A 12,516-nucleotide genomic window follows, 5' to 3' on the forward strand; every position below is an offset into this window, starting at 1 on the left:
GCACCTCTTAGAATTAGGGGTGGCAAAGGACATTTGAGAATAGAGCCTCAAATCCCTTCGCCGGCGTTATCCGGATCAGGTTCGACGGGTATTATCTCAGCCAGACTTTCGCCTTAGCACCCCGTTGAGAACGCGTGCATTGTAATAACTTTGTGAATGATTCGAAAGCATTATACCCGTCATATTTCAAGCCGCAGGGGGGTTGGCTCCGGTGGGGCAAACCACGCCGATTTAAAGTCAAACCATCCCAGTGTGTTCATACGCACACCACGCATACTGCGTTGCCCTTCGATGCGTAGCCAGTGGTGGATTAACGGTAAAATATCATTGTTTTCAACCAGGTTCTGGCACCACTCAGGCAGAGAAAGCTCGCCGTTATGCCAGTTGCGGGTATCCGTTTCCCAGTCGATAGCAATGCACTTTTGAATCAGCGGCACTTCATAAAGATGCGAGTAAAGCGAAAACTCTAACGGCAGGGTGAAATTCGCGCTATTGAGCCAGATATCGCTGACAGCATCGCCCTGATGCCACTCTTCATAACTGACTTCTTGAACCACCAGTTTTACGCCAACACGTGCCAGCAATTCTTCCATCACTTTGCTGATTACCCGATGTTCGACGTGATCGCGATAAAACGTCAGCGTCACGGATTCCAGCCCGGCCGGTTTTTCGACGGCTGGTTGTGGATGCGTGTGGTGCCAGCGTGGCAGCAGTCCGTAAGCCGGGAACCAGTACTGCTGGTTTTGCTCGCCCGCGCTATACAGCAGATGAATCGGTGCCAGCACATGACTGAGCCAGCGGCGCACTTCTTTATTGCTGCCGGCGCTTGAGCGGTTATCAAATAAAATGTAGTAGCAGCCTTCTTCAAGGCGGCTTTCGACGGCTTTCTCGCTGTCGGGCATTCCCGATAATTGCACCGCACAGCTGACCTCTTCGCCAATGTCCGGCAGCACCCAGAAATTCACTTCGTCAATCAATGCGCGATAACCAAAGTAATCGTCATAGGCCTGAATTTTCAGCTGGTTAGTATTATTGCGCACCACCGAATAGGGACCGGTGCCGACTGGCTGGCGGGAAAAATGGCTTAAGGTTTGCCATTCGCGTGGCAGGATCATCGCGTTAACGCTACCCAGCAACCACGGCAGCCAGTTATCGGGCTGTGAGAGCTTAATATCCAGCGTCCAGGCTGTCGGAGAAGTAATTTCCGTGATATGCGAATACAGCGGCAAAGAGCTGATGCGTTGTAGGGACGTCGTCACATCCAGCATATCCAGCTCACGGCCATGGTGAAAATGAATGCCGGGGCGCAGATAAAAACGCCAGTGTAATGGGGATATTTGTTGCCAGTGGTGCGCAATATCCGCTTCCAGTTCCCCATTTTCCTCATTTATACGGATCAGTCCGCTGAAAATTTGCCGGGCAATATGCGTTTCTGAACGGCGCAAAGCGGAGCCGGGCAACAGATTGAGCAGCGGGCGATAGTAGAGAACGCGCAGAATATGCCGCCCTTGCCGGAAGCTGCGCCCAAGGTGAGAAATCAGCATTTGGCGCACGGCAGCTTTATCGCCGACTATCTGCACCAGTTGGTCAATCCTGTCCTGCTCAAGAAGGTCTTCGGCGCGCTGTTGCTGGAGTGCAAGGCCGGTATACAAGAACTCAAGCTGTGAACGCTTGCCGCGTCCGACTTCCGCTTTCCAGCTCAGCCAGCCCTTTTCCTGCATCGCGCTAAGCAATGTACGCATATGGCGGCGGGAGCAATTCAGCAAATCGGCCAAATCATTCAACGTCGTTTCTTGCGGCTTACCTTCAAAGTTTTGCCACAAACGGATGAACTGTTGTTGCAGACGACCAGACGACATAAAAGAGGAACTCCCGGCAGAAACTCATCAATTTAACTTTCCTCATATTACGCCAATAATCATCAACGTTGAAAGCGAGGAGGTACAACCCCGTCATACTTCAAGTCGTTGGTGCGTTGGCTACTCGCGTTCACCCCAGTCACATAGTTATCTATGCTCCTGGGGACTCACGCGTTTGCCGCCTTCCCACAACTTGAATTATTTGGGGTTTTTATGAAACGGTCGCCAGTGGTTAAGTTTTATCAACAGTATTTTGCCGCAACCCAAAGTGTTTCTGTTGGATGGCTGGCTCGCCTGAAAGCAGAGCAACGTCTGGAGATGCTTGAGAACTTAATGCAGTGGGAGTCCGCGTTCGTAGAGCACCAAATCGCTGACAGCAAGTGTGACTGAGAATTGGTGGTTTTCACCTGGCCAGCAGATTAATACTGCTGGCTTTTTTATACCCGTCATTCTTCGAGCCGCAGTGCCGCCTTCTCGCAACTCGAATTATTTAGGGTATAGTCGAGGCCTTGCACACTTATCACCCGCTTAAGTAAAAAGGATCTTTCTGCATGATTTGGTTTCTGACCAAAGGACGACGCCTTAACCCGGTGTACGCCGCATTTATGATTGTGGCTTTCATGATGGGGATTGCGGGGGCACTCCAGGCGCCCACTCTTAGCCTGTTTTTAAGTCGCGAAGTGGAAGTGCGCCCATTCTGGGTTGGCCTGTTTTATACCGTCAATGCGATAGCCGGGATCCTCGTCAGTCTGGCGTTGGCGAAGCGTTCAGATAACCGGGGCGATCGTCGCAAACTGATTATGGTTTGTTGCGTGATGGCTGTAGCAAACTGTGTGCTTTTTGCTTTTAACCGTCATTACCTGACGTTAATCACCATTGGCGTGATGTTCGCCTCTATTGCCAACACCGCGATGCCGCAAATATTTGCCCTTGCCCGTGAATATGCCGATAACTCAGCGCGTGAAGTGGTGATGTTCAGCTCGATAATGCGTGCGCAGCTCTCGCTTGCCTGGGTTATTGGCCCGCCGCTATCGTTTATGCTGGCATTAAACTACGGCTTCACCACTATGTTTCTTATCGCCGCGGGGATATTTGTTATCTCGCTGGCGTTGATTTTCTTCGCATTACCCTCGGTCGCAAGGATTGAGCAGCCCGCAGATGTGGCGCTTACCCAGGTCAGCGGCTGGAAAGATAAAAACGTCCGTCTGTTGTTTATCGCTTCGATGCTGATGTGGACCTGCAACACCATGTATATCATCGACATGCCGTTGTGGATCAGCAGTGATTTAGGCCTGCCCGAATCGCTGGCTGGGCTGTTGATGGGGACGGCGGCGGGGCTTGAGATCCCGGCGATGATCCTTGCGGGCTATTATGTAAAGCGTTTTGGTAAACGGCGCATGATGGTGATTGCCGTAGCCGCCGGCGTGTTGTTCTACGTCGGACTCATTATGTTCCACAGCCGCACGGCGCTGCTGTTGCTTCAGCTATTTAACGCGGTATTTATCGGCATTGTTGCCGGGATTGGCATGTTGTGGTTCCAGGATTTGATGCCGGGCAGGCCGGGGTCGGCGACCACGTTGTTCACCAATAGTATTTCGACGGGCGTGATTCTGGCGGGGGTTTTACAAGGCGCGCTGACCGAGAGTTTTGGGCATTATTCAGTGTATTGGTTGATTGCCGGGTTAGCGGTGTTTGCGTTGGTTTTGACCAGCCGGGTGAAGAATATTTAAGTTTTGGTGTTGGAGTAATGTCGGATGACGCTTGCGCTTATCCGACCTACAACTGCATTTCATAGGGCGGATAAGCGCAGCGTCATCCGCCAGTAATGCAAATCGGTTTTCGTAGGGCGGATAAGCGCAAGCGTCATCCGCCAGTAATGCAAATCGGTTTTCGTAGGGGGGATAAGCGCAAGCGTCATCCGCCAGTAATGCAAATCGGTTTTCGTAGGGCGGATAAGCGCAGCGTCATCCGCCAGTAATGCAAATCGGTTTTCGTAGGGCGGATAAGCGCAAGCGTCATCCGCCAGTAATGCAAATCGGTTTTTGTAGGGCGGATAAGCGCAAGCGTCATCCGCCAGACAATGCCTGATTATTCAGCCAAAAACAGCTCCAACAGCGAATTCAAAAACAGCTTCCCGTGCTCGGTAATCTGCCAATAATCCTCAGTCTCAACCAGGTAATCTTTAGCTATCGCTTCATCTAACTGCGCGCGAATCACCGACTCATCAAGCCCGGTATATAAGCTAAATTCGTTGCGTGGCGCCGCTTCGAGCAAACGAAAACGATTCATAAAGAACTCGAACGGTTTATCGGCTTGTTCCACATCGTGCTGCTTGTCGAGGTATTTACCTTCCATATAACCGCGTGGATGGCGTGTTTTCGCGGTACGAACAATGCGCCCGTCCTCGAACGTTACCTTGCCGTGTGCGCCACAGCCAATCCCCAGGTAATCGCCAAAGCGCCAGTAGTTCAGGTTGTGCTGGCACTGGTAACCCGGTTTAGCATAGGCCGAGGTTTCATATTGCTGATAACCTGCCGCAGTCAGCAGCTTATCGCCTTGCTCGAAAATATCCCACAATGCGTCGTCGTCCGGCAGTTTTGGCGGACGCGAACTAAACAAAGTGTTCGGCTCAATCGTTAACTGATACCAGGAAAGATGCGGCGGGTTGAGTGCAATTGCCTGGCGCAAATCGTCCAGCGCTTCTTCTAGCGATTGATCCGGCAGGCCGTGCATCAAATCGAGGTTAAAGCTGCGCAAACCGAGTCCGCTTGCCAGATTCGCCGCGCGTTTCGCTTCACCAGAATCATGAATACGCCCCAGACGTTTGAGCTTAGGCTCGCTGAAACTCTGCACACCAATAGAAATACGGTTCACGCCAGCTCGTTGATAACTCACGAAACGGTCAGCTTCTACCGTTCCGGGGTTAGCTTCCATTGTGATTTCCGCATCGGCTGCCAGCGGCAGGCGCGCACGCACACCGTCCAGCAGGTTTTGCATCGCCTCTCCTGAAAGCAGGCTAGGCGTACCACCACCAATAAAGATGGTCTTTATTTCACGTCCTTGTGCCATTGGCGCGTCGATATCCAGATCGCGCAACAGGTGGGCGACATACTCATCGTGCGGCACGTCGCCCTTAAGTGCATGGGAATTGAAGTCACAGTAGGGGCACTTCTGCACGCACCACGGGATGTGAATATAGAGACTCAGTGGTGGCAAATTAGCCATTTTTCATTGCTTCCAGTAACAGTTTTAGCGCTTGCCCGCGGTGGGAAATGGCGCGTTTTTCGTCACGAGTCAATTCAGCGGCAGTTTTGCCTTCACTCGGGACAAAGAAAATAGGATCGTAGCCGAAGCCACCGGCACCCGCAGCTTCACGGGTAATCTGGCCTTCCCAACTGCCGTGGCAAACCAGCGGAGTGGGGTCTTCTGCATGACGCATATAAACCAGCACACAATGGAAACGCGCTTTGCGTTGCTCGTCTGGTACATCTTTCAGTGTAGCCAGAAGCTTTTCGAGGTTCTGCTGATCGGAGGCTTCTAAGCCTGCGTAGCGGGCAGAATAAATCCCCGGCGCACCACCCAACACATCAACCGCCAGACCTGAATCGTCAGCAATGGCTGGCAAACCCGTTATCTGCGCCGCATGGCGTGCTTTCAGAATGGCGTTCTCGATAAATGTCAGGCCCGTTTCTTCGGCAGACTCCACACCCAGTTCGGTTTGCGCCACGACATCCAGACCAAAATTGCTCAGTAAATCGGCGAGTTCACGCACTTTACCGGCGTTACCGGTCGCGAGGACAACTTTTTGCATAGTGAGAAAATCCTGTGAAATTAGGTAATTATTCGAGCAATGCCGCGACTTCCGTCGGGATGTGTTGCGGGTCGATAATTTTAATTTGTTTATGGCGGCCCAGTTCGCCTTTCTCAAGCAGCACCTGACTTTTGGCGACTTTGAACTGTTTAGCCAGATATTTTACCAGATGGGCGTTAGCTTTGCCGTCAATCGGTGGGGCAGTGATGGCGACTTTTAGTTCGTCGCCATGCAGCCCGACAATACTATCGCGGCTGGCTTTCGGCTGAATGTACAGCCGTAAAACCAGCCCGTCTGCGGTTTGACTCACTGCACTCACAGCAAGAACCAAAGCCCCGGGAACAGATCCATACCAAGGTAGTTCAGCGCATACAGAATCAAAATCACCACCATCGCGGAGAAATCAATCCCGCCCATTGCCGGGATAATGCGGCGAATCGGTGCCATCATCGGTTCAGTTAATTGCATCAGCACATATTCTACTGGGCTGCGACCCTGGCTAATCCAGCTCATCAGCGAACGAATAATAATCACCCAGAATACCAGCGTACCGGCGGACTTGAGCAACGATAACAAGCCAACCAGCAGGTTCATTGGGTCAAGTGATAGCGCACCGACCTGAATAAGCAGCAGAATCGGGTACTTCAGCGTGGTGAGAATAAACGCCACCAACAGGGAAGAAGTATCGATCGGCCCAATTGAAGGGATTATCCGACGCAGTGGCCCGACAATCGGCTGGGTAATCTTGACGATAAACTGTGCAAAAGGGTTGTAAAAATCACAACGCGACCACTGCATCCAGATGCGAATCAATAGCACCATCACATACAGTTCAATCAGTGTTTTGACCAGGAAAGTCAACGTCAGCATGGCGTTCCTCAATAATTATGGTGATTAACGAGCGGAGTAATCCCGCGCGCCGAAAATAGCGGTTCCAATGCGCACCATGGTGCTGCCTGCGGCAATCGCGGCGTCCATGTCATCGGTCATGCCCAGGGACAACGTATCAACCGTTGCATAGCGGTTTTTGAGCGATTCGAAAGCCGCTGCCATCTTCTGGCAAACCGCTAACTGATGCTCGTAATCAGGCTCAGGGGCAGGGATCGCCATTAAACCTCGTAATACCAAACCCGGTAATTCAGCGACACCAGCCGCAAGCGTTTCAAGCTCGCTCAGCGCAATACCAGACTTGCTTTGTTCATCACTGATGTTGATTTGAATCAGCACGTTAAGCGGTGGAAGCTCAACCGGGCGTTGTTCGCTTAAACGAGTAGCAATACGTAACCTGTCGACGGTGTGGCACCAGTCAAAATGTTCAGCCACCAGACGGCTTTTGTTCGACTGCAAAGGGCCAATAAAGTGCCATTCCAGTGTGGCTTCACTGTTATCGGCAAAGTAACGAATTTTATCCACGCCTTCCTGCACGTAGTTTTCACCGAATGCGCGTTGGCCGGCAGCAATCGCTTCTGCGAGAGCGCTTGCAGGCTTGGTTTTGCTTACTGCAAGCAAAGTAACTTCTTCTGGAGCACGGCCGCAGCGTTCAGTTGCCGCTAAGATTTTGTGCTGAACCTGTGCCAGATTGTGCGTTATCTCGTTCATAGGTTGGAAAGTGATATGGATATCGAAGAAATTGTGGCCCTTAGTGTAAAGCATAATGTCTCTGATCTACACCTGTGCGCGCAGCTTCCTGCTCGTTGGCGGCGGCAAGGACGGCTTGAACTACTGCCTGGCGGCGCGCCTGAACCACAAGCATTGCTTGATGACTGGCTGTCAAAAGCACAAAAGGAACAACTGGAAGAAAGCGGGCAAGTGGATTTCGCCGTGACGCTAAAGTCAGGGGTACGGTTGCGGGCGAACGCTTTTCACCAGCTGCAAGGCAACTCACTTGCCTTGCGGTTATTGGCGTCGGACTGTCCCAAACTCGAGGCGCTAAACGTTCCACCGTTGATCCCCGAATTGTTGCAATCCCCAGACGGGCTAATTCTGGTGACTGGCGCGACAGGCAGCGGTAAATCCACCACGCTTGCGGCGATGGTTGAGCATCTCAACCATCAGCTAGATGGGCATATCCTGACACTGGAAGATCCTATTGAGTTAGTCCATCAATCAAAGCGCTGCCTGATTCAACAACGAGAACCTGGCACACATTGCCGCTCGTTTGCTGCAGCGTTACGTGCGGCATTGCGTGAAGATCCCGACGTGATTTTATTGGGGGAGTTACGCGATAGCGAAACTATACGCCTGGCGCTCACCGCTGCGGAAACAGGCCATCTGGTACTGGCAACATTGCATACTCGCGGAGCCGCACAAGCTGTAGAACGGCTGGTGGATGTCTTTCCTGCGGAAGAAAAAAACATGGTGCGCAGCCAATTGGCCGGCAGTTTAAAAGCGGTGCTGGCGCAGAAATTACAGCTTGATGCCCAGGGTGGAAGGGTGGCTTTGTTCGAGTTGTTGGTGAATACACCAGCCGTAGCGAGCCTTATCCGTGAAGGGAAAGCTCATCAGTTGCCCGGGCAGATTCAAACCGGGCAGCAATATGGCATGCAGAGTTTTTCGCACAGCCAAGCGCGGTTACGTGCGGAAGGTCGTATTGGTATTGCTCCCTCTCCTGGGGGAGAGGGCTGGGGTGAGGGATATTCCGATGATTAGAATTATTGCTTCTGTGTGTTTGTGTGTGTATGATTTTCATCTCAAGGAAGGTCAATGGATTCTTCCAATTCAGGAGTAAAGCCTATGTTTTTTTCTGTTGGCGTGGAGATGCCTGCAAACGATAACGAAGCGTATGGCATGATTGTTCCTGCGTTATGCAATGATGATTTCGGCTGTATTTCAGCGGCAGATAATCAAGATGAAATTGCACTGATGGTACGCGAGGCGATTTTATCGATTGTTGATTTCATGGTTGAGCGAGGAATGGATATCACCCAACTTAAAGATGCCGGGCCATTTGTTTATGCGGCAAATCCTGAATACGCGTACTGCAAGCAGTGGCTGTTGGTGGATGTGGATTTGTCAGCTTTGGAGGGGAAGCAGCAGCGAATCAATATTTCTCTGCCAGATGCACTTTTGGAGCGGATTGATAACCGTGTAAAACAGCCGTCATCTGGTTACAAGGATCGCAGCCATTTTCTGGCAGTCGCGGCAAGGCATGAGCTGATCGGTGCGTCTTCAGACATGCCTGATAGCAAAAAAGACTAAGGGTTATAGTCAAACCAGCTTTCAAGAATGATGACCGCAGAGGCTGAATCAATGCTGCCTTTGTTAAGCGCGCGGAAACCGCCGTGTTCAAACAAACCAGCACGGGCTTCAACGGTACTCAGGCGCTCATCTTGCAACGAAACTTTTACACCAAAACGGCCATGCAGGCGATTGGCAAACTTTCTTGCGCGGACAGTAAGCGGTTGCTCGGTACCGTCCATATTCAGAGGTAAGCCAACAATCACTTCGTCGGGTTGCCACTCTTTAAGGATTTTCTCGATGACGTTCCAGTCAGGGGTACCGTCTTGTGCTTTCAGTGCTGTTAAAGGCCGTGCCGTTCGGGTAATACGCTGACCGATGGCGACACCAATACTTTTGGTGCCGAAATCAAAGGATAACAGTGTTCCGCTGCTCATTAAGCGTGCCCCGCTTCACTAGGCATATTATGAATATCAATGCCGATTAATTTTGCTGCTTCACGCCAGCGTTCAGAAATAGGGGTGTGGAAAAGAATCGACGCGTCTGCTGGTGCTGTGAGCCAGGCGTTGTCTAAAATCTCTTGTTCCAGTTGCCCTTTTTCCCACGACGAGTAGCCGAGCGCGACAATAATATCGGCTGGCTGCTTTGCGGTGCCAATGGTTTCGAGTACATCACGGGATGTGGTGATCACTGTGTCATCTGAAATTCGGATGCTTGAAGCAAAACAGTCCGGTGGGGAGTGCAGAATAAAACCACGGTCTTCTGCCAGTGGGCCGCCAATAAACACCGGTTTATCAAGGCGAATGGCTGGGTCACGCGGCTCTGGATCGATTTTGAGTTTTTCCAGAACACCGTCAACCTGAAGATTTTCGAGAGGTTTATTGATGATTATCCCCATTGCGCCATCTTCGCTGTATTCACAGATATAAACGACTGCACGCTTAAACAGAGGGTCCTGGAGCGCCGGCATGGCAATTAGAAAGTGATGCTGTAAATTCATTGTCAGAGGTTCTGGTTCCGGTTGAAAAAGCGGCATTAGATGCGCGAGGAATAGTCAGTTTATCACTTTTGAACTGCACTGGACACTCGGCCCATCCTTGGGCCGGGGTGGTGCAGGCTATTTCGCCAGACGTACTTCGATAGCGTCGAACAGCATACCCGTGATCGATACAGGGAACTCGGCTTCGATTTCGCGGATGCAGGTTGGGCTGGTGACATTAATCTCAGTGAGGCGGTCACCGATGATATCCAGACCAACAAAAATCAATCCTTTGGCTTTCAATGTTGGGCCGACACGGCGGGCAATTTCCCAATCGCTTTCAGTCAATGGACGTGGTTCGCCACGACCGCCAGCCGCCAGGTTACCACGAGTCTCACCACCTTGCGGAATACGCGCCAGGCAATATGGAACAGGTTCACCATCAACAACCAGAACACGTTTGTCGCCATCAACAATGGCTGGCAGGTAGTTTTGCGCCATGCAGTAACGATTGCCCAGCTCTGTTAGTGTTTCAGCAATAACGCCAATGTTAGGGTCGCCTTCTTTGACGCGGAAAATCGACGTGCCGCCCATGCCATCTAACGGCTTGAGGATAATGTCGCCATGCTTTTGCCAGAATGCTTTCAACTGTGCTTTGTTGCGAGTGACAAGTGTTTCTGGGGTTAAATCAGCAAACCAGGCGGTGAACAACTTTTCGTTACAGTCGCGCAGGCTCTGCGGTTTGTTAACGATCAGCGTGCCTTGTTCTTCGGCGCGCTCAAGAATATAGGTAGCGTAGATAAACTCGGTATCAAACGGCGGGTCTTTGCGCATCAACACCACGTCGAGATCGGCAAGCTGAATATCTTGCTCGCTGCCAAATTCGTACCATTTATCGTAGTTCTGCTCGACAGTGACCAGACGGGTGCGCGCATGCGCTTCACCGTTGATCAAATACAGATCGGCCATTTCCATATAGTGGAGTTCGTAACCACGGCGCTGGGCTTCCAGCAGCATGGCAAAACTGGAGTCTTTCTTGATGTTAATGTTTGCGATGGGATCCATCACGATGCCAAGCTTGATCATTGTTTTCTCCGGTTTTAGCCCAGGTCGCCAAAACGCACTTGCAGTGCGGTAATCGCGGTGAGCGCGGTAGTCTCAGTACGCAGAACGCGAGGTCCCAACAGAATATCAGTAAATTGATGGCGCGAGGTCATGGCGATTTCGTCAGCAGTTAAACCGCCTTCCGGGCCAATCAGCAGGCGCACACGTTCAACAGGTTGCGGCAAGGTATTAATACTGGCGTTAGCGCGTGGATGCAGATTGAGCTTGAGACTTGCATCGTCCTCAGCACACCACGCTTCAAGATCCATCGCCGGGCGCACTTCCGGCACCACATTGCGTCCACACTGTTCACAGGCAGCAATGGCAATTTTCTGCCACTGCGAGAGCTTTTTATTCAGCCGCTCGGCATCCAGTTTTACGCCACAGCGTTCAGAAAACAAAGGGGTAATCACATTCACACCCAGCTCAACGGCCTTCTGAATGGTGAACTCCATTTTCTCGCCACGCGACATGACCTGACCAAGATGCAGATGCAGTGGGGATTCGCGGTTATCGATGGTGGCACTAAGCACTTTCACCCGCACACTTTTCTTATCTGCCTGAACGATTTCAGCATCAAAAACTTGATTGCTGCCATCGAACAACTGCAGTGCGTGGCCTGCATTCATGCGCAGTACACGGCCGACGTGGTTAGCCGCATCTTCACAAAGTGCCACGTCCTGGCCAACGGTGAGTAATTCAGGATGGTGAATGCGGGGTATACGCATGGTTTTTAATATCCAAAAGAGGTCGTGTTTTTCTCCCTCCCCCTGAGGGAGAGGGGACTAAACCGCTAGTGTAGGTTAGCTGTTTTGCGCCTGGCAAGCTCGTAGCACATAAGGGTTATGATTACCCTGAACTTTGGATATGCGCTCATCGCGCTCACATTCCCAGGCAGTGACCGGATATTGCTTGTTCCACGCCTCAAACAGCTGGGTTTGCTGGCGAGAAAGGTTGAGCTGATATTGGTCACGCATGTAGAAATAAGTACGGGCAATAGCACCACGCGCACGCGCAGGTGGCTCGGCAATCTTATCTTTGAAGTCGACTTTCATTTCACATTGCCCGTACTGACCTTCGCCGCCATTCCACTGGCTATACATGAAGTTGTTACGGTCAGCATTCACTTCGCCTACTGCGGGTTGCAGGTTGTGCATATCGCTTTCCATCTTGCGATATTCCGGATCTTTGGAGCAGTTTTTACGGCCGCCATCTTGCCAACACTGGCGCTGATGGCCGAACTGCCAGGCCGGTACGACATGCTCCCACTCTATGCGTGTTGCGCGGTTTTCATTCTTACGGACTTTGTAACCGCAGGACTCGAGATCGGGAACGCCCTTTTTCCCTTCCCAGCTGATTTTACATCCGCAATAGAAGTCACCCGGCGCGTCGGCATTCACTTTGACGCCAGCGGCTTTAGCTTGAGAGAAATTATTAATACCGGCACTGAGTGCGGAAAAAGAGGAGAGGGCTGCAACAACTGCAACAGCCAAAGAATATTTGCGAGACATTTCCAGAATCCTTACTAAAACGTGCTCGCACCCTAACTGATGGGTTATCAGGATTCAATAAGCTAAATCAGGAAA

15 protein-coding genes and 1 riboswitch are annotated in these 12,516 nt (G+C 51.4%); of the genes, 4 read left to right on the forward strand and 11 right to left on the reverse strand.

Annotation, left to right across the window (positions count from 1 at the left end):
- Nucleotides 1–34 precede the first annotated feature (34 nt).
- Nucleotides 35–134, reverse strand: a riboswitch (TPP riboswitch).
- A gap of 45 nt (nt 135–179) precedes the next feature.
- The gene (gene sgrR / locus MNO13_RS03545; protein WP_064543511.1) at nt 180–1,859 is read right to left on the reverse strand and encodes an HTH-type transcriptional regulator SgrR; all 1,680 of its coding nucleotides are present in this window, start codon (nt 1,857–1,859) and stop codon (nt 180–182) included.
- A 213-nt stretch (nt 1,860–2,072) separates the two neighbouring features.
- Between sgrR and sgrT the strand changes: the two genes are divergently transcribed.
- Together sgrT and MNO13_RS03555 are read left to right on the forward strand one after the other, a co-directional pair.
- Complete coding sequence (gene sgrT, locus MNO13_RS03550; protein WP_074388521.1) at nt 2,073–2,249, forward strand: glucose uptake inhibitor SgrT; 177 nt, start codon at nt 2,073–2,075, stop codon at nt 2,247–2,249.
- Between the two features lie 161 nt (nt 2,250–2,410).
- Nucleotides 2,411–3,589 carry a sugar efflux transporter gene (locus MNO13_RS03555; RefSeq protein ID WP_241939534.1) on the forward strand — a complete coding sequence of 393 codons (1,179 nt, stop codon included), beginning with the start codon at nt 2,411–2,413 and terminating at the stop codon, nt 3,587–3,589.
- A 358-nt stretch (nt 3,590–3,947) separates the two neighbouring features.
- On the opposite strand, the gene hemW is transcribed toward MNO13_RS03555, so the two are convergent.
- Genes hemW through MNO13_RS03580 form a run of 5 tightly spaced genes read right to left on the reverse strand, consistent with a single transcriptional unit; the run spans nt 3,948 to nt 7,269 of the window.
- A complete protein-coding gene (gene hemW / locus MNO13_RS03560) occupies nt 3,948–5,084 on the reverse strand; it encodes a radical SAM family heme chaperone HemW (RefSeq protein WP_121814905.1) in 1,137 nt (378 codons plus the stop codon).
- Nucleotides 5,077–5,670 carry an XTP/dITP diphosphatase gene (locus MNO13_RS03565; protein WP_064543521.1) on the reverse strand — a complete coding sequence of 198 codons (594 nt, stop codon included), beginning with the start codon at nt 5,668–5,670 and terminating at the stop codon, nt 5,077–5,079. The genes hemW and MNO13_RS03565 overlap by 8 nt, the downstream gene beginning before the upstream one ends.
- A gap of 28 nt (nt 5,671–5,698) precedes the next feature.
- Entirely contained in the window at nt 5,699–5,989 is a 291-nt protein-coding gene (gene yggU, locus MNO13_RS03570) for a DUF167 family protein YggU (protein ID WP_241939535.1), read from the reverse strand.
- Nucleotides 5,986–6,540, reverse strand: coding sequence for a YggT family protein (locus MNO13_RS03575; RefSeq protein ID WP_064543525.1), 555 nt, complete (start codon nt 6,538–6,540; stop codon nt 5,986–5,988). The genes yggU and MNO13_RS03575 overlap by 4 nt, the downstream gene beginning before the upstream one ends.
- A gap of 24 nt (nt 6,541–6,564) precedes the next feature.
- The gene (locus tag MNO13_RS03580) at nt 6,565–7,269 is read right to left on the reverse strand and encodes a YggS family pyridoxal phosphate-dependent enzyme (protein WP_121815739.1); all 705 of its coding nucleotides are present in this window, start codon (nt 7,267–7,269) and stop codon (nt 6,565–6,567) included.
- Nucleotides 7,270–7,284: 15 nt separating this feature from the next.
- Here MNO13_RS03580 and MNO13_RS03585 point away from each other — a divergent pair, with 15 nt between their 5' ends.
- Both MNO13_RS03585 and MNO13_RS03590 read left to right on the forward strand, forming a co-directional pair.
- On the forward strand, nt 7,285–8,319 hold the full coding sequence (locus MNO13_RS03585) for a type IV pilus twitching motility protein PilT (protein ID WP_241939536.1): 1,035 nt from the start codon (nt 7,285–7,287) through the stop codon (nt 8,317–8,319).
- 84 nt (nt 8,320–8,403) lie between these two features.
- Nucleotides 8,404–8,868, forward strand: coding sequence for a type II toxin-antitoxin system HicB family antitoxin (locus MNO13_RS03590; RefSeq protein ID WP_241940041.1), 465 nt, complete (start codon nt 8,404–8,406; stop codon nt 8,866–8,868).
- Here the strand turns inward: MNO13_RS03590 and ruvX are convergent.
- The 5 genes from ruvX to endA all read right to left on the reverse strand — a co-directional run bounded on the left by ruvX (nt 8,865) and on the right by endA (nt 12,441).
- Nucleotides 8,865–9,284 carry a Holliday junction resolvase RuvX gene (gene ruvX, locus MNO13_RS03595; RefSeq protein WP_064543531.1) on the reverse strand — a complete coding sequence of 140 codons (420 nt, stop codon included), beginning with the start codon at nt 9,282–9,284 and terminating at the stop codon, nt 8,865–8,867. The genes MNO13_RS03590 and ruvX overlap by 4 nt on opposite strands.
- Nucleotides 9,284–9,847, reverse strand: coding sequence for a YqgE/AlgH family protein (locus MNO13_RS03600; RefSeq protein WP_064543533.1), 564 nt, complete (start codon nt 9,845–9,847; stop codon nt 9,284–9,286). The genes ruvX and MNO13_RS03600 overlap by 1 nt, the downstream gene beginning before the upstream one ends.
- 117 nt (nt 9,848–9,964) lie before the next feature.
- Complete coding sequence (gshB, locus tag MNO13_RS03605) at nt 9,965–10,912, reverse strand: glutathione synthase (protein WP_121814909.1); 948 nt, start codon at nt 10,910–10,912, stop codon at nt 9,965–9,967.
- 14 nt (nt 10,913–10,926) lie between these two features.
- A complete protein-coding gene (gene rsmE, locus MNO13_RS03610; protein ID WP_121814910.1) occupies nt 10,927–11,658 on the reverse strand; it encodes a 16S rRNA (uracil(1498)-N(3))-methyltransferase in 732 nt (243 codons plus the stop codon).
- 75 nt (nt 11,659–11,733) lie between these two features.
- Nucleotides 11,734–12,441: a deoxyribonuclease I gene (gene endA, locus MNO13_RS03615; RefSeq protein ID WP_064543538.1), complete on the reverse strand. Its 708-nt coding sequence runs from the start codon at nt 12,439–12,441 to the stop codon at nt 11,734–11,736.
- Between the last annotated feature and the right edge of the window lie 75 nt (nt 12,442–12,516).

Origin of the sequence: Buttiauxella ferragutiae, assembly GCF_022637515.1 — a bacterium.
GTDB lineage: Bacteria > Pseudomonadota > Gammaproteobacteria > Enterobacterales > Enterobacteriaceae > Buttiauxella > Buttiauxella ferragutiae.